The organism is Azoarcus sp. KH32C, assembly GCF_000349945.1.
Taxonomy (GTDB): domain Bacteria; phylum Pseudomonadota; class Gammaproteobacteria; order Burkholderiales; family Rhodocyclaceae; genus Aromatoleum.
In genome coordinates, this window is the sequence record NC_020516.1 from 3,960,617 (window position 1) to 3,976,580 (window position 15,964).

At 64.3% G+C, this 15,964-nt stretch carries 15 protein-coding genes; 12 read left to right on the forward strand and 3 right to left on the reverse strand.

The window, feature by feature from the left end; translation table 11 throughout:
- Nucleotides 1-9 precede the first annotated feature (9 nt).
- The 8 genes from AZKH_RS17710 (at nucleotide 10) to argB (ending at nucleotide 7,132) form a co-directional block, all read left to right on the forward strand.
- Nucleotides 10-633, forward strand: coding sequence for a DUF502 domain-containing protein (locus tag AZKH_RS17710; RefSeq protein WP_041656347.1), 624 nt, complete (start codon nucleotides 10-12; stop codon nucleotides 631-633).
- 44 nt (nucleotides 634-677) lie between these two features.
- Complete coding sequence (gene aspS, locus AZKH_RS17715; protein WP_015437164.1) at nucleotides 678-2,477, forward strand: aspartate--tRNA ligase; 1,800 nt, start codon at nucleotides 678-680, stop codon at nucleotides 2,475-2,477.
- 169 nt (nucleotides 2,478-2,646) lie between these two features.
- Nucleotides 2,647-4,266 (forward strand): response regulator, encoded by a 1,620-nt coding sequence (locus AZKH_RS17720; RefSeq protein WP_015437165.1) that lies wholly within the window; start codon nucleotides 2,647-2,649, stop codon nucleotides 4,264-4,266.
- Between the two features lie 50 nt (nucleotides 4,267-4,316).
- A complete protein-coding gene (locus AZKH_RS17725; RefSeq protein ID WP_015437166.1) occupies nucleotides 4,317-4,697 on the forward strand; it encodes a ribonuclease domain-containing protein in 381 nt (126 codons plus the stop codon).
- Nucleotides 4,694-5,137 (forward strand): barstar family protein, encoded by a 444-nt coding sequence (locus AZKH_RS17730; protein ID WP_015437167.1) that lies wholly within the window; start codon nucleotides 4,694-4,696, stop codon nucleotides 5,135-5,137. The genes AZKH_RS17725 and AZKH_RS17730 overlap by 4 nt, the downstream gene beginning before the upstream one ends.
- The gene (gene nudB / locus AZKH_RS17735; protein ID WP_015437168.1) at nucleotides 5,137-5,592 is read left to right on the forward strand and encodes a dihydroneopterin triphosphate diphosphatase; all 456 of its coding nucleotides are present in this window, start codon (nucleotides 5,137-5,139) and stop codon (nucleotides 5,590-5,592) included. Before AZKH_RS17730 ends, nudB begins: the two co-directional genes overlap by 1 nt.
- Before the next feature lie 105 nt (nucleotides 5,593-5,697).
- Nucleotides 5,698-6,117, forward strand: a complete 420-nt coding sequence (locus AZKH_RS17740) for an Hsp20/alpha crystallin family protein (protein WP_041656350.1) — start codon at nucleotides 5,698-5,700, stop codon at nucleotides 6,115-6,117.
- A 112-nt stretch (nucleotides 6,118-6,229) separates the two neighbouring features.
- Nucleotides 6,230-7,132, forward strand: coding sequence for an acetylglutamate kinase (gene argB, locus AZKH_RS17745; protein WP_041657496.1), 903 nt, complete (start codon nucleotides 6,230-6,232; stop codon nucleotides 7,130-7,132).
- 84 nt (nucleotides 7,133-7,216) lie between these two features.
- Here argB and cysN read toward each other — a convergent pair whose 3' ends face one another.
- A complete protein-coding gene (gene cysN, locus AZKH_RS17750) occupies nucleotides 7,217-9,124 on the reverse strand; it encodes a sulfate adenylyltransferase subunit CysN (protein ID WP_015437171.1) in 1,908 nt (635 codons plus the stop codon).
- On the reverse strand, nucleotides 9,124-10,071 hold the full coding sequence (gene cysD / locus AZKH_RS17755) for a sulfate adenylyltransferase subunit CysD (protein WP_015437172.1): 948 nt from the start codon (nucleotides 10,069-10,071) through the stop codon (nucleotides 9,124-9,126). The genes cysN and cysD overlap by 1 nt, the downstream gene beginning before the upstream one ends.
- A 69-nt stretch (nucleotides 10,072-10,140) precedes the next feature.
- On the opposite strand from cysD, the gene cysQ reads away from it, so the two are divergent.
- Together cysQ and AZKH_RS17765 are read left to right on the forward strand one after the other, a co-directional pair.
- Nucleotides 10,141-10,911 carry a 3'(2'),5'-bisphosphate nucleotidase CysQ gene (gene cysQ / locus AZKH_RS17760; RefSeq protein WP_015437173.1) on the forward strand — a complete coding sequence of 257 codons (771 nt, stop codon included), beginning with the start codon at nucleotides 10,141-10,143 and terminating at the stop codon, nucleotides 10,909-10,911.
- A 27-nt stretch (nucleotides 10,912-10,938) separates the two neighbouring features.
- Entirely contained in the window at nucleotides 10,939-12,666 is a 1,728-nt protein-coding gene (locus AZKH_RS17765) for an SLC13 family permease (RefSeq protein WP_015437174.1), read from the forward strand.
- A gap of 6 nt (nucleotides 12,667-12,672) precedes the next feature.
- On the opposite strand, the gene AZKH_RS17770 is transcribed toward AZKH_RS17765, so the two are convergent.
- Nucleotides 12,673-12,924, reverse strand: a complete 252-nt coding sequence (locus AZKH_RS17770; protein ID WP_015437175.1) for an acyl carrier protein — start codon at nucleotides 12,922-12,924, stop codon at nucleotides 12,673-12,675.
- A gap of 122 nt (nucleotides 12,925-13,046) precedes the next feature.
- On the opposite strand from AZKH_RS17770, the gene AZKH_RS17775 reads away from it, so the two are divergent.
- Complete coding sequence (locus AZKH_RS17775) at nucleotides 13,047-14,648, forward strand: acyl-CoA ligase (AMP-forming), exosortase A system-associated (protein ID WP_041657500.1); 1,602 nt, start codon at nucleotides 13,047-13,049, stop codon at nucleotides 14,646-14,648.
- Between the two features lie 35 nt (nucleotides 14,649-14,683).
- Entirely contained in the window at nucleotides 14,684-15,889 is a 1,206-nt protein-coding gene (locus AZKH_RS17780) for a pyridoxal-dependent decarboxylase, exosortase A system-associated (protein ID WP_172642502.1), read from the forward strand.
- The last annotated feature ends 75 nt before the right edge of the window (nucleotides 15,890-15,964 follow it).

Consider the following 15,964-nt stretch of genomic DNA (forward strand, 5'->3'; position numbering starts at 1 on the left):
CAGCCTCACGTGCGAAGATATTTCATCACCGGGCTCCTGATCTGGATTCCATTGTCCATCACGTTCATGGTGCTGGCGTGGATCGTCGGCACCCTGGACCAGATCATCGACTGGCTGCCGAACGGCCTGCAGCCACGCCATCTGCTGGGATTCAACATTCCTGGCGCCGGTGTCGTGGTTGCACTGTTGCTCGTATTGAGCACAGGCCTCATCGCGGCCAACGTGATCGGGCAGAAGCTGGTCAGGTTCTGGGAAGGGCTGCTTTCCCGTATCCCAGTGGTGAAATCGCTCTATAACGGCGTCAAGCAGGTCTCCGACACCCTTTTTTCGAGCTCGGGCCAGGCTTTCCGCAAGGCGCTGCTTGTGCGTTATCCCCACCAGGACTCCTGGACGATTGCCTTCCTGACCGGAAAGCCCGGTGGTGACGCCGCAAACCACCTCGAAGGTGAATACGTCAGCGTCTATGTGCCGACGACGCCGAACCCCACATCCGGCTTCTTCCTGATGATGGCCAAGGCGGATGTGATCGAACTCGACATGAGTGTCGACGAGGCGCTCAAGTACATCATCTCGATGGGCGTGGTTGCGCCGCCCGCGCGCAACGGCACCTCCCCAATTCTGCTGAACCAGTAACCATACGGCCCCGATGGCCGTGTCTTCGTTTCGGACATTTGCTCATGCGAACCAAATACTGCGGTCAAGTCACCGCTGCCGACCTTGACCAGACCGTGACCCTGTGCGGCTGGGTGCACCGTCGCCGCGACCACGGCGGTGTGATCTTCATCGACCTGCGCGACCGCGAGGGCCTGGTTCAGGTGGTGTGCGACCCTGACCGCGCCGAGACCTTCCGCATCGCGGAATCGATTCGCAACGAATACGTCGTGAAGCTGACGGGCAAGGTTCGCCGTCGCCCCGCCGGCACCGAGAACGCAAACCTCGTCTCGGGCGAGATCGAAGTGCTTTGCCACACGCTCGAAGTGCTCAACGCATCGGCGACGCCGCCGTTCCAGCTTGATGACGACAACCTGTCGGAGAATGTCCGCCTGGTGAACCGCGTCATCGACCTGCGTCGCCCGCAGATGCAGAAGAACATGATGCTGCGCTACAAGGTGGCGATGGCTTTCCGCCGCTTCCTCGATGGCCAGGGCTTCATCGACATCGAGACGCCGATGCTGACGAAGAGCACGCCGGAAGGCGCACGCGACTACCTCGTTCCCTCGCGCGTGCATCCGGGACAGTTCTTCGCGCTTCCGCAGTCGCCGCAGCTCTTCAAGCAGCTGCTGATGGTCGCGGGCTTCGATCGCTACTATCAGCTCACGAAGTGCTTCCGGGACGAGGATCTGCGCGCCGACCGCCAGCCGGAATTCACCCAGGTCGATATCGAGACCTCGTTCCTGAACGAGACCGAGATCACCGCGATCATGGAAGACATGATCCGCTTCGTGTTCCGCGAAGCGCTTGCCGTCGAACTCCCGGCGCCCTTCCCGCGCATGACTTATGCGGAAGCGATGCGCCGTTACGGCTCGGACAAGCCGGACCTGCGAGTGACGCTTGAGCTGACCGAAGTGACCGACGCGGTCCGCGACGTCGCGTTCAAGGTGTTCAGCGGCCCGGCGACCAGCGGCGGCCGCGTTGCCGCGCTGCGCGTTCCGGGCGGTGCGGGCCTCACGCGCGGCGAGATTGACGAGTACACGAAGTTCGTCGGCATCTACGGCGCGAAGGGCCTCGCCTACATCAAGGTCAACGACGTCACCAAGCCGAACGAGGAAGGCCTGCAGTCTCCGATCGTGAAGAACCTGAACGAGACCGCGCTGCGCACGATCCTCGAACGGACCGGCGCGCAGTCGGGTGACCTGATCTTCTTCGGTGCGGACAAGACGAAGGTCGTCAACGACGCGCTCGGTGCGCTGCGCATCAAGCTCGGTCACGAGAAGGGCTACGTGACCGGCGACGCCTGGTGCCCGCTGTGGGTTGTCGACTTCCCGATGTTCGAATACGACGAGGACGACAAGCGCTGGGTCGCCTGCCACCATCCGTTCACGAGCCCGAAGGACGACCACGTCGAGTTGCTCGACTCGAACCCGGGCGAGTGCCTGGCGAAGGCGTATGACCTGGCGCTGAACGGCTGGGAGATCGGCGGCGGCTCGGTTCGTATCCATCGTGCCGACGTCCAGGCGCGTGTGTTCGACGCGCTGAACATCGGCCCCGAAGAGCAGCAGATCAAGTTCGGCTTCCTGCTCGACGCACTCAAGTACGGCGCGCCCCCGCACGGCGGCCTCGCCTTCGGTCTCGACCGGATCGTCACGCTGATGACCGGCGCAGAATCGATCCGCGACGTGATCGCCTTCCCGAAGACGCAGCGCGCCCAGTGTCTGCTGACCGACGCACCGGGCGAGGTCGACGAGAAACAGTTGCGCGAGCTCCACATCCGTCTGCGCCAGAAGGTCGACACCCAGGTCGAAGTCGGCAAGTCCTGAGTCCTGCGCCTCGCGCCTAACGAAAGGGCAGATGGCTGACCATCTGCCCTTTTTCATGCAGACTGTCACCTGCACGGCATCAATAATTACTGCAGAAAGCATCGGCGGATGCCGTAAGCTCCGATAGACTGCCTGAGTCCGGGCCCCAATATCCGCTCACCGTAACATCATGGCCGATATCGAACGTCTCAACGTCCTGATCGTCGAAGCGAATCAGAGCATGCGCGGCCAATTGAGATCGATGCTCAATGGCTTCGGCATTGCCGACGTCAATTTCGCACCTACCGCCGGAATGGCGGTCAGTCGGTTGCGCGAGCGCAAATACGACATCATCCTGTGCGAGTACAACCTCGGGGAGGGCCAGGACGGGCAGCATCTGCTGGAAGATCTCCGCAGCAAGGAGATCATCCCCCTCGATACGCTGTTCATCATGATCACCGGGGAGCGCAATTACGAACGCGTCGTCAGCGCGGCCGAGCTGGCCCCGAACGACTACATCCTGAAGCCGCTGACCCCCGACAGCTTGCACATCCGCCTGTTGCGGGCGCTTGAAAAACGGGAGGCCTTCCGTTCCGTGTATCGGGCGATCGATGCGGGCGAGACGCAGCAGGCGATCGAAGGCTGCGCGGCGGGACGTCGGGAGCATCCGCGCTACCGGATCGATTTCATGCGCCTCGAGGCGGAGCTCCACGCGGTGCTCGGCCATACTGAACACGCCGAAGACATCTATCGCGAAGTACTGGCTGCCAAGGCTGTGCCTTGGGCACGCCTCGGTCTCGCCAAGGTACTGTTCGCGAAGAAGGAGTATGGCGCGGCGGAAGACCTCCTGAGTTCGCTCGTTGCCGAGAACAGCCGCTACATCGACGCCTATGACTGGCTCGCGAAGGCGCGCGAGGCAAGCGGCCGGATCGACGAGGCGCGGGACGTGCTCGCGAGCGCCGTGGCGCTGTCGCCCCACCGCCTGAGCCGTCTGCGCCACCTTGGCAGCGTCCAATTGGCCTCGGGCGATCTGGAGTCCGCGGAACGCACCCTCGCGGAAGTGGTGCGAAAGGGAAAGTATTCGGATTTTCGCGATCCTGAAGACCATGTGCACCTCGTCCAAGCGCAACTCGGGCAGGGACGAACGAACGAAGCCCAGACGACGATTCGCGACCTGGAGCGGAGCATGGAAGGATTGGCGGCGACGCCGATCTGCAGTTCGCTGTCGAAAGCGCTCTATTTCAGCGAAACCGGCGCGGCCGATCAGGCTCAGGCCGCACTTCAGGCGGCACTCAGGGCAGGCTCCGACCTGACCACCGTGTCGATCGGGCTTAAGCAGGAGCTGATCAAGGCCTGCCTCGACAATGACCTGGAAAGCGAAGGCAGTACGCTCGTAATGGACATTCTGCGGAACGCGTCCGACGAGCAGACGATCGAGAAGACGCGGGCAATTCTGCAATCGCGCGGCTGCGGCGAACTATCGGACGAACTCGAGCAACGCGTCCACGTCGAAGTGAAGAACCTGATTGCAACCGGCGCAGATATGGTGAAGTCCGGCGACTACGACGGTGCCGTGCGCGAAATGATGAGCGCGGTACAGAAGATGCCGGGGAATCCGCACGTGCTGTTCAACGCGGCCCTGGCGCTGCTGCGCCATATCGAGAACCGGGGCTGGAACGATCGCTTTGCGGCGCAGGCCCGGACGCTGATCGCGCGCACGCGGCGTCTCGACCCGGCCAATCCGCGCCTGGAGGCGATCAACGGCTTCATGCAGCAACTGTCGAAGAAGCTCAACACGCGGCAAGCCTAGCAAGCAACCGCGCCGGCGCGGTCTTCGTCCGCCCTTCACGGAGTTCCCTGATGCACGCTGCGTTTGCGCGGATTGCGCTTTTCCTGCTCATCGCCGTATGCGCCCTGACGGGCTACGGTCGGGAACCGTGGCGCCCGGACGGCGAGGGGTTGCCGGGGGAGGCCATCGAGACGCTGCAGCGCATCCAGCGCGGCGGCCCCTTTCCCTACCGCAAGGACGGTGTCGTCTTTCAGAATCGTGAACGGCGGCTGCCCCAACGACCGTATGGCTACTATCGTGAATATACGGTGCCGACGCCGGGCTCGGACGATCGCGGGGCAAGGCGCATCATCAGCGGCGGGACGCCGCCCGAGGTCTTCTACTACACGGGCGACCATTACCGCAGCTTCCGGCAATTGACGTCGGAATTGGTCCGGGAGAATGCACGATGACCGAATCCAGCCGCTTGTCGAATCTGCTGTCGGAGCACGGCCGTGCCGGCGTCTATCTGCTGCCTGATGAAGGCAGCGGCGCGCTATCGGAGCTTGCCACCGGACTCGATTTCGCGTTCGCGCACGCCGATCTCGACGGCTGTGCCGACAAGGCGGAGTTCCTGCGCCGGGTCGCCGCCGCCCTGCACTTCCCGACATGGTTCGGACACAACTGGGACGCCCTGTCCGATTGCCTCACGGACCTGAGCTGGCTGAAAGCGGACGGTTACGTCGTGGTCCTCGATCACATGGATCGCTTCCGCCTCGCCGCAGAAGACGAGTTCGTCACGGCACTGGACATTTTCGAAGAGGCTGCACGCTCGTGGGCGGACGCAGGCGTCCCAATGTGGATCTTCGTCGGCCTCAGCCGGGACGGCATCACGCATCTGCGCAGCCTGTAATGACCTCGACGGTGTTCAAGCGACCGGTTTCGGTGCTGGTCGTGATCCATACGCCGTCGCTGCAGGTGCTGCTGCTCAGGCGCGTGCGGCCGCCCGACTTCTGGCAATCGGTCACCGGCAGCCTGGAACCGGGTGAAGCGCCGCAGCAGGCGGCATTGCGGGAAATCGGCGAGGAAACGGGGATCGCCGCAGGGCCCGAACAACTCGTCGACTGGCACCGCAGCTACGAATTCGTGATCCGCGACGAGTGGCGCGCGCGGTATGCGCCGGATGTCACGCACAACACGGAACATGTGTTCAGCTTGTGCGTACAGGGGGGGCAAGCGATCCGGCTCGCCCCGGACGAACACGATGCGCTCGTCTGGCTGCCCTTTGAAGTGGCCGCAACGCGCGTCTTTTCGTGGACCAACCGCGAGGCGATTCTCGAACTCCCCAGGCGTGAGCGCCGAAGCTGAGCGCCTCTGCTGCCTGCCTCTCCGGGCCATCTCGGCGGTCTTGAAATATGACGGCAACGATCTATGCTGAAACTCAAAACCCCTTGTCTCAGCGAGGAGATCGCCATGAGCAACCTGATCCGTCGTGATCCATTCAATGAGCTGCTGCGCGGTTTTTTCATCCGTCCGGTCGACTTCGCGACCAGCGACGACCTCGAAGGACCGAAGATGCGCGTGGATATCGAGGAAGATGCCGCGGCCTATCGCGTCCATGCGGAATTGCCGGGCATGAAGAAGGAAGACATCCACGTCCATATCGATGGGCCCGTCGTGTCGATCAATGCCGAACGGAAGCAGGAAAAGGAGGTCAAGGAAGGCGAACGTGTATTGCGTACCGAACGCTATTTCGGCACCGTGTCCCGCAGCTTCCAGTTGGGACAGGATATCGATGAGGGAGGCGCAAGCGCGAAATTCAACGACGGCGTGCTGGAATTGACGCTGCCGAAGAAGGCACCTGTGCAGACGAGGAAACTGAGCATCGACTGACTGCCGATTTCTGCTCCGCTCGACGGCCGCACCCTGCAAGGATTGGGGGTGCGGCTTCTGCTTTCTGGAGCGAGACTTTAAAATGGCGCCGCACATTAATCAGGAATTCGCCATGTCCGTTTCGCAGCGCACCGACCAGGTTTCCCCGGCACTGAAAGCCGAAGTCCTCGCCGAGGCCCTTCCCTATATCAAGCGCTTCTTCGACAAGACGATCGTCATCAAGTACGGCGGCAACGCGATGACCGACCCGAAGCTGAAGGACTGCTTCGCGCGCGACGTCGTGCTGCTGAAGCTCGTGGGCCTGAATCCGGTGGTCGTGCACGGTGGCGGCCCGCAGATCGAGAACCTGCTGGCCCGGGTCGGCAAGAAGGGTGAATTCGTCCAGGGGATGCGCGTGACCGACGCGGAAACCATGGAAGTGGTCGAGATGGTGCTGGGCGGCCAGGTCAACAAGGAAATCGTCAACCTGATCAACCAGGCGGGCGGCAAGGCCGTGGGCCTGACCGGCAAGGACGCGAGCTTCATCCGTGCGAAGAAGCTGATGATGCAGAAGAAGGACGCGCCCCCGGGAGATCTGGTCGATATCGGCCAGGTCGGCGAGGTCACGCAGATCGACCCGAGCCTGATCGCCTTCCTCGACCAGGGAGACTTCATCCCGGTGATCGCGCCGATCGGTGTCGGCGAGAACGGCGAGACCTACAACATCAACGCCGACGTGGTCGCGGGCAAGCTCGCCGAGATCCTGAAGGCCGAGAAGTTGGTGCTGCTGACGAACACCCCCGGCGTACTCGACAAGGACGGCAATCTGCTGACGGGGCTGACGCCGCGCCAGATCGACGGGCTCGTCGAAGACGGGACGCTGTCCGGCGGCATGCTGCCGAAGATCGGTTCGGCGCTCGATGCGGCGCGCAACGGCGTGAAGTCGGTGCACATCATCGACGGCCGCGTCGAACACTGCCTGCTGCTGGAAATCCTGACCGACCATGGCGTCGGCACGATGATCAAGAGCAAGTAAGCGGCGTCCCCGACCAGAACAAGAGGCCCCGGCTGGCCACCCCGCAAGGGGGCCAACCGGGGCCTTCTTCTTGCTCGCGGCGCCTCAGTCGGTCAGGCCGCCGCGCCGCTGCAGTTCCAGCACGAGATACTCGGCCGCCTCTTCCGGGCTCATCGTCAGGGTGTTGATGTGCACGTCGGGGGTTTCCGGCGCCTGATACGGCGAATCAATGCCGGTGAAGTTCTTCAACTCACCGCGGCGGGCCTTCTTGTACAGCCCCTTGACGTCGCGCTGCTCGGCCACGTCGAGCGGCGTGTCGATGAAGATTTCGAGGAACTCCCCTTCGGCGACTAGGCTCCGGGCCATCTGGCGTTCGGAGCGGAACGGCGAGATGAAGGCCGTGATGACGATCAGGCCGGCATCGGCCATCAGCTTGGCGACCTCGGCGACGCGGCGGATGTTCTCGACGCGGTCGGCCTCGGTAAAGCCGAGGTCCTTGTTGAGGCCGTGGCGCACGTTATCGCCGTCGAGCAGGTAGGTGTGATACCCAAGCGCATGGAGCCTCTTCTCGGTGAGGTTCGCGATCGTCGACTTGCCGGCGCCCGACAGGCCCGTGAGCCACAGCACGCAGGGCTTCTGGTGCTTCAGGCGGGCACGCGCGGCCTTGTCGACGTCCACGTGCTGCATGTGGATGTTCTGGCTGCGGCGCAGCGCGAAGTGCACCAGGCCTGCACCGACCGTGTTGTTGCTCAGGCGATCGATCAGGATGAAGCCGCCGGTGTCCTTGTTCTCGTCGTAGGGATCGTAGGCGATCGCGCGGTCGAGGCCGATGTTGCATACGCCGATCGCGTTGAGCTCGAGCGTCTTGGCCGCGATGTGCTCGAGCGTGTTCACGTTCACCTGGTACTTGATGTGCGTAATCGTCGCCGTCACGGTCTTGGCGCCCATCTTGAGCAGGTAGGGACGGCCCGGCAGCAAGGGCTCGTCGTGCATCCAGACGAGCGTGACTTCGAACTGGTCGGCGGAGCTCGCCGGCGAGGCAGCGGTCGAGATGACGTCGCCACGCGAGATGTCGATTTCGTCGGCCAATGTCAGCGTGATCGACTGCCCGGCCACGGCCTGCTCCAGGTCGCCGTCGCGGGTGACGATGCGCGCGATTGTGCTTTCGCGGCCAGAGGGCTGCACGCGGATGCGGTCGCCCGGCTTGACGACGCCACCCGCGATGGTGCCTGCAAAGCCGCGGAAGTCCAGGTCGGGTCGATTGACCCACTGCACCGGCATGCGGAAGGGTTGCTTCTGCATGCGCTCTTCGTCGATCTCGACGGTCTCGAGATAGCCCATCAACGTCGTGCCGTGATACCAGGGCATGGCGTCGCTGGGGGCGATGATGTTGTCGCCCTTGTAGGCCGACATCGGAATGAAGGTGATGTCTTCGAGGCCGATGCGCGCGGCGAATTCGCGGTAGTCGTCGACGATGCGCTGGTACACGGACTGTGAGTAATCGACGAGGTCCATCTTGTTGATCGCCACGATGATGTGGCGGATACCGAGCAGCGACACGAGGTAACTGTGGCGCCGCGTCTGGGTGAGGATGCCCTTGCGGGCGTCGACCATCAGGATGGCGGCATCCGCGGTGGAGGCGCCGGTCACCATGTTGCGGGTGTATTGCTCGTGGCCCGGCGTGTCGGCGACGATGAACTTGCGCTTCTCGGTCGAGAAGAAGCGGTAGGCGACGTCGATGGTGATGCCTTGCTCGCGCTCGGCGGCAAGGCCATCGACGAGCAGCGCGAAGTCGATGTTCTCGCCCTGGGTGCCGTACTTCTTGGAGTCGGCTTCGACCGCGGCGAGTTGGTCTTCGAAGAGCATCTTCGATTCGTACAGCAGGCGGCCAATCAGCGTGCTCTTGCCGTCGTCGACGCTGCCGCAGGTGATGAAGCGCAGCAGGCTCTTGTGTTCGTGGGTCTTGAGGTACTGCTCGATGTCGGTGGCGATCAGATCGGAAATGTGGGCCATCAGAAATACCCTTCCTGCTTTTTCTTTTCCATGGATGCGGCGGAGTCGTGGTCGATGACGCGGCCCTGGCGCTCGGAGGTCTTCGTGAGAAGCATCTCCTGGATGATCGCCGGCAGCGTATCGGCTTCGGATTCGACGGCACCGGTGAGCGGATAACAGCCGAGGGTGCGGAAGCGCACCTTCTTCATCATCGGCACTTCACCCGGCTTGAGCGGCATGCGTTCGTCGTCGACCATGATCAGCGCGCCGTCGCGCTCGACGACCGGGCGCTCGGCCGAGTAATACAGCGGCACGATCGGGATGTTTTCGAGGTAGATGTATTGCCAGATGTCGAGCTCGGTCCAGTTGGAGAGCGGGAACACGCGCATCGACTCGCCCTTGTGCTTGCGGGCGTTGTAGAGCTTCCACAGCTCGGGGCGCTGGCTCTTCGGGTCCCAGCGATGTTGCTCGGTACGGAAGGAGAAGATGCGTTCCTTGGCACGCGACTTCTCCTCGTCGCGGCGCGCGCCACCGAAGGCGGCGTCGAAACCATACTTGTCGAGCGCCTGCTTGAGGCCCTCGGTCTTCATGATGTCGGTGTGGATCGCCGAGCCGTGGGTGAAGGGGTTGATGTCCTTGGCGACGCCTTCCGGGTTGATGTGCACGATCAGGTCGAGGCCGAGCTTCGACACCATCTCGTCGCGGAAACGGTACATGTCGCGGAATTTCCAGCGGGTGTCGACGTGCAGCAGCGGAAACGGCGGACGCGCCGGATAGAAGGCCTTCATCGCCAGATGCAGCATGACGGCGCTATCCTTGCCGATCGAATAGAGCATCACCGGGTTTTCGGCCTCGGCGACGACCTCCCGCATGATGTGAATGCTCTCGGCTTCTAGCCGTTGCAGGTGGGTGAGTGACATCTGCGTCCTCTTGATGACGGTGTTTTTCCCTCGACCGGCGACCGTCATCACGTCGGCGTCGGTGTTCGGGCATAAAATGGCAGGCCGCAAGTATATCAATCGAGAGGAATCCCGACCGTGACGGACAAGCTATTGAGGACCGAATTGCTGGAGGCCGTGATCCGGATCGTGCGCGAGGCCGGCGATGTGGTGATGGACGTCTATGAAACGGACTTCGCGGTGCGCGGCAAGGATGACGCCTCTCCCGTCACCGAGGCGGACGAGCGCGCCGAGGCGGTGATCCTCGCGGGATTGGCGCGGCTGACGCCCGAAATCCCGGTGGTTGCGGAAGAAGCGGTCGCCGCGGGACGCATCCCGCAGGTCTTCGAACGCTTCTGGCTCGTCGATCCGCTCGACGGAACGAAGGAGTTCATCAAGCGCAACGGGGAATTCACGGTCAATGTCGCGCTGGTCGAGCACGGCGAACCGGTGCTGGGCGTCGTTCTCGCGCCGGCGCTGGGGCTGCTGTACGGCGGGGCGAATGGGGCCGGCGCCTTTGTCGAAGGCGGCCAGGAGCGCCGCACGATCACGTGCCGCCATCCGCCCGCGGAAGGGCTCACGGTGGTGGCCAGCCGTTCGCACGGCGATGCGGAGGCGCTCGATGCCTTCCTCGCGGGACGCAAGGTCGCGAACCTCGTCAGCGCGGGGTCTTCGCTGAAGCTGTGTCGGGTCGCCGCGGGCGAAGCCGACCTCTACCCCCGCCTCGGGCGCACGATGGAATGGGATATCGCGGCAGGACACGCGGTCCTGTCGGCCGCAGGCGGCACCGTGAAAACGCTCGATGGCACGCCGCTGCGCTACGGAAAGCCGGGGTTCGACAATCCGCATTTCGTCGCGAGCGGCGCCTGACGCCAGCCGCTGCCTGCCGAACACCCGATGACAGCGTACATCGTCCTGGCGGCGGTCGCCCTGCTGCTCGCGCTGCTGGTGGGCGGGCGCTCGCCCACGGCGCTGCTGTTCACGGTCTGGGCGGCGGGCTTTCATCTCGCGGGACTGGTCAGCGAGCGCGACTGGCTGTTGAGCTACTCGAATCCCGCGTTGGTCACGCTGATCGTACTCCTGCAGGTATCGCTCGCGCTGGAGCGTTCGCCGCTGCTGGACCGGCTCACGGAACTGATCCTGAAGGGGCGGCCGTCGATGGCCGTGCTGCGCTTCTCGACGATGACGTGCATGATCTCGGCCTTCATCAACAACACGGCCGTCGTCGGAACCCTCCTCGGCGTGATTTCACGGCAGCGACATCAGCCGCCTTCCAAGCTGCTGATCCCCTTGTCGTATGGTGCGATCGTCGGGGGCATCGTCACGCTGGTCGGCACATCGACGAACCTCGTCGTCAATTCCTTCGTCGTCGATGCGAAGCTGCCGCCGCTGGAGATGTTCCAGTTCAGCATGGTCGGCGTGCCCGTTGCACTGGCCTGCATCGCGGTGATGACGCTTTGCACCGGCCTGCTGCCGGCAAACAAACCCGAATCGAAGAAGAGCCGACAGGCGTATTTTCTCGAGGCCAAGGTGTCGCCGGGTTCGCAGCTGGCGGGGAAGAGTATCGAGGACAACCTGCTGCGCAACCTCGACGGCCTCTTCCTGCTCGAGATCGAACGTGAGGAGCGGCTGATTTCGCCGGTCGGTCCGGACGAGATCTTGTGCGAAGGGGACATCCTGGTCTTCACCGGGGACATGACAAAGGTCCAGGCGCTGCACGCCTTCCCCGGCCTGCATGTATTTGGCACGCGCGCCGACACGCTGCTGGGGTCGAACCTGGTCGAGGTCGTGATTTCGAACGAATCGATCCTCGCCAACCGCACGCTGCGCGAAGTGGATTTCCGCTCGCATTTCGACGCCGGGGTCGTAGGCATCCGGCGCGGCGACAAACGCCTGAGCGGACAGCTGGGGCGGATTCCCTTGCGCGTCGGAGACAGCCTGCTGCTCGCGGTGGGGGGCGACTTCGCGCAGCATCGCAATATCGAGCGCAACTTCCACGTGCTCGACGGGGAGATGCTGCGGCCGCGCCTGACTCCGCGTCAAAGCGTCTTCACGTTGGCCGGCTTTGCGCTCGCCATCGGCCTGTCGGCAGCCGAAATCTGGCCGCTGCTGAACAGCCTGCTGGTGCTGCTGGCCGTCCTGCTCGTCTCGCGCATCCTGACGCTGGCGGAGTTGCGGCGCCGCTTTCCCTTCGACCTGCTGCTGATCATCGGATCGGCGCTGACGATTTCGCGGGCGCTGGAGTCGTCCGGCGCGGCGCAGCTGATCGCCGACACCATGCGCAGCATCTTCGACGGGTATGGCGTCTACGGCGCCTTCGTGGGGGTCTACCTGATCACGCTGGCCGTCACCGAGGTCATTCCGAACAACGCGGCGGCGGCGCTCGCGTTTCCGATCGGACTGTCGACCGCGCGCGCATTCAACGCCGACCCGACGCCTTTCGTGATGGCCGTCGCGTATGGAGCCAGCGCCTGCTTCATGGTCCCTTTCGGCTACCAGACGCACCTGATGGTGATGTCGCCAGGGCGTTATCGCGCGACGGACTACTTCAAGGCCGGCTTGCCGGTGAGCCTGACCTACTCCGCAGGGGTGCTAGGCCTGGTGCCGGTGTTCTTTCCGTTCTGACGCGGATCAGGCGTGCGAAAGGCGCGTGACGAAGTCGACCACGGTGCCGACGGTCGCGAAGGAGCTGCCGTCGATTTCGTCGTCCGGAATGGAGATGCCGAAACGTTCTTCGATCGCGTGAATCACCGCCAGCACCGCCATCGAATCGAGTTCGGGGACGCTGCCGAGCAGCGGGGAATCCGCATCGAATTGCAGGCCGCGCCCGTTGAGGCTCAGGACTTCATCGAGCAGGACCAAAACCTGTTGCTGAATGTTCAAAGCAATAAACCTCGTTTCACCGATAATCGCAGTCTATCCCGCCGGTCCGGACAGGGGGCGAGGGCATTATACTTGCCCATCGAGCGTTCCTGACCTGCATCAATGCATTCCCCCGAGACATGATGACCAGCGCCGTCCTGCTCCACCAACTCGTTGAGACCGCCGCCGCCCGTGACGGCGCGCGGACCGCGCTGACGCGCGGCAAGGAAGCCTTGAGCTATGCGGAGCTGTCCGCGCAATGCGCGGCATGGTCCTCCGGACTGCTCGAACTGGGTATCGCGCGCGGCGAGCGCGTCGCGATCTACCTCGAGAAACGCATGGAATTCGTGGCCGCGGCCTTCGGCGCGACAGCCGCCGGCGGCGTTTTCGTGCCGCTGAATCCGCTACTGAAGGGCGAACAGGTGGCGCATATCCTGCGCGACTGCAACGTGCGCGTACTGGTCACCAGCGTCGAACGCCTTGCGGCTCTGCAAGCCGTGATCCCGCACTGCCACGATCTGCGGCAGGTCGTGCTCGTCGGGTCGCCGGAAGCGCTCCCCGCGGTGCAGGGGGCGAGTGTGCACCGCTGGAGCGAGTTGAGCACGGCAGCCGCACGCGAGGGACACCGGGTCATCGACACCGACATGGCGGCGATTCTCTACACTTCGGGCAGCACCGGTCGCCCGAAAGGGGTCGTGCTGTCACACCGAAACATGGTCACCGGCGCACGCAGCGTCGCGCAATACCTCGAGAACAATGCCGAAGACAGCTTGCTGGCGGCGCTGCCGCTGTCCTTCGATGCCGGGTTCTCCCAGCTGACGACGGCCTTCCACGCCGGCGCGCGCGTCGTGTTGATCGATTACCTGCTGCCGCGCGACGTAGTGAACGCAGTCGTGCGCGAACGGGTGACGGGGCTGACGGCGGTGCCGCCGCTGTGGATCCAGCTCGCCGGCCTGCAGTGGCCGGAAGGCGTCACCGACCACCTGCGCTACATCGCCAATACCGGCGGGCGCATGCCCGGTGAGACGCTGAAGGCCTTGCGGGCCAAGCTGCCGCGCACCCGCCCCTTCCTGATGTATGGCCTCACCGAGGCCTTCCGGGCGACCTATCTGCCGCCTGAGCAGGCGGATGTCCGTCCGGATTCGATCGGCAAGGCGATTCCGAATAGTGAAGTACTGGTGCTGCGTGAGGACGGCACCGAGTGCGCACCGAACGAGCCGGGCGAACTGGTGCAGCGCGGGGCGCTGGTCGCAATGGGCTACTGGAACGATCCGGAGAAGACGGCCGAGCGCTTCAAGCCCCTGCCGGCGGGCATCGGTGGCCGCGAGCCGGGTCTGACGATCGCCGAGATCGCGGTCTTTTCGGGCGACACCGTGCGGCGCGATGAGGAGGGCTTCCTCTACTTCGTCGGGCGGCGCGACGAGATGATCAAGACCTCGGGCTATCGGGTGAGCCCGACGGAAGTCGAGGAAATTCTCTACGGCACCGGCAAGGTCGGCGAATGCGTCGCCTTCGGCCTGCCGCACCCGACCCTCGGTCAATCGATCTGCATCGTCGCGACGGCGCCCGCGGGAGCCGAACTCGACACCGCCGGCCTGCTCGCCGATTGCCGCGCGCGCATGCCCGCGTACATGGTGCCAGCGCGCATCGAGGTCCGCGTGGGCGCCCTGCCGCGCAACCCGAACGGCAAGATCGACCGCAAGCAGCTCGCCGCCGAGTATCTGGAAAAGGAAGCCACGCAGTGAGTACGCCCGCCAAGCCCGCCCCCGTCCATGCGCCGATGACGCAATTCCCGATCGCGAACGGCGAACTGCTCGTCAGCGGCCTGCCGCTTTCGCGGCTTGCGGCGCGGGTCGGACAGACGCCGTTCTACGCTTACGACCGGCAGCTGCTGAACGCGCGCGTCGCGGAGTTGCGCCGGGCGCTGCCGGACGCGGTCGAGCTGCACTACGCGGTGAAGGCAAATCCGATGCCGGCGCTGGTCGCGCATATGGCGGGGCTCGTCGACGGGCTCGACGTGGCGTCTGCGGGCGAACTGAAAGTGGCGCTCGACGCGGGCTGCGATCCCATCGACATCAGCTTCGCGGGTCCCGGCAAGCGCGATACCGAACTCGAACAGGCCGTCGCGGCGGGCGTGCTGCTCAACGTCGAATCGGAAACCGAAGCGCGGCGGCTCGCGGAGATTTCGGCGCGCCTCGGCTGGCCGGCGCGGGTTGCAGTGCGCGTGAATCCGGATTTCGAGCTGAAGAGCTCGGGCATGAAGATGGGTGGAGGACCGAAGCCCTTCGGCATCGATGCGGAGGCCGTGCCGGCGCTGCTCGCCGAAATCGGCCGCCTCGGCCTCGCCTTCGAGGGCTTCCATCTCTTTGCGGGTTCACAGAATCTGCGGGCCGAGGCGATCGTCGAGGCGCAGCAGAAGAGCTTCGAACTGGCCTTGCGCCTGAGCGAAGCGGCACCGGCTGCAGTGCGCGTCGTGAATCTCGGCGGCGGCTTCGGGATCCCCTACTTTCCGGGCGAAACCCGGCTCGACCTGGAGCCGATCGCCGACAACCTCGCGCGGATCGCCGACGACGCGGCCCGCCGCCTGCCGGATGCGAAGCTCGTGATCGAACTCGGGCGTTATCTCGTCGGCGAAGCGGGGATCTACGTCACCCGCGTCGTGGACCGCAAGGTGTCGCGCGGACAGGTCTTTCTCGTGTGCGACGGGGGACTTCATCACCACCTGTCGGCGTCGGGCAATTTCGGGCAGGTGATCCGCAAGAACTATCCGGCGGCGATCGGCAATCGCGCCGACGCGGCGGCGGACACCGTCGCGACGGTCGTCGGCCCGCTGTGCACGCCGCTCGACCTGCTCGCCGATCGCATGGCGCTGCCGGACGCGCAGCCGGGCGACCTGGTCGCGATCTTCCAGTCCGGCGCCTATGGCGCGAGCGCAAGTCCGCAGGCCTTCCTCGGCCATCCGCCGGCGATCGAAGTGCTCGTGTAAACATCGCGCCGAAGGCCAGGCAACGAAATATTGCCGGAGCCAAGCTTTGTTATGCTTGGGGCACCGGTTCGTCCC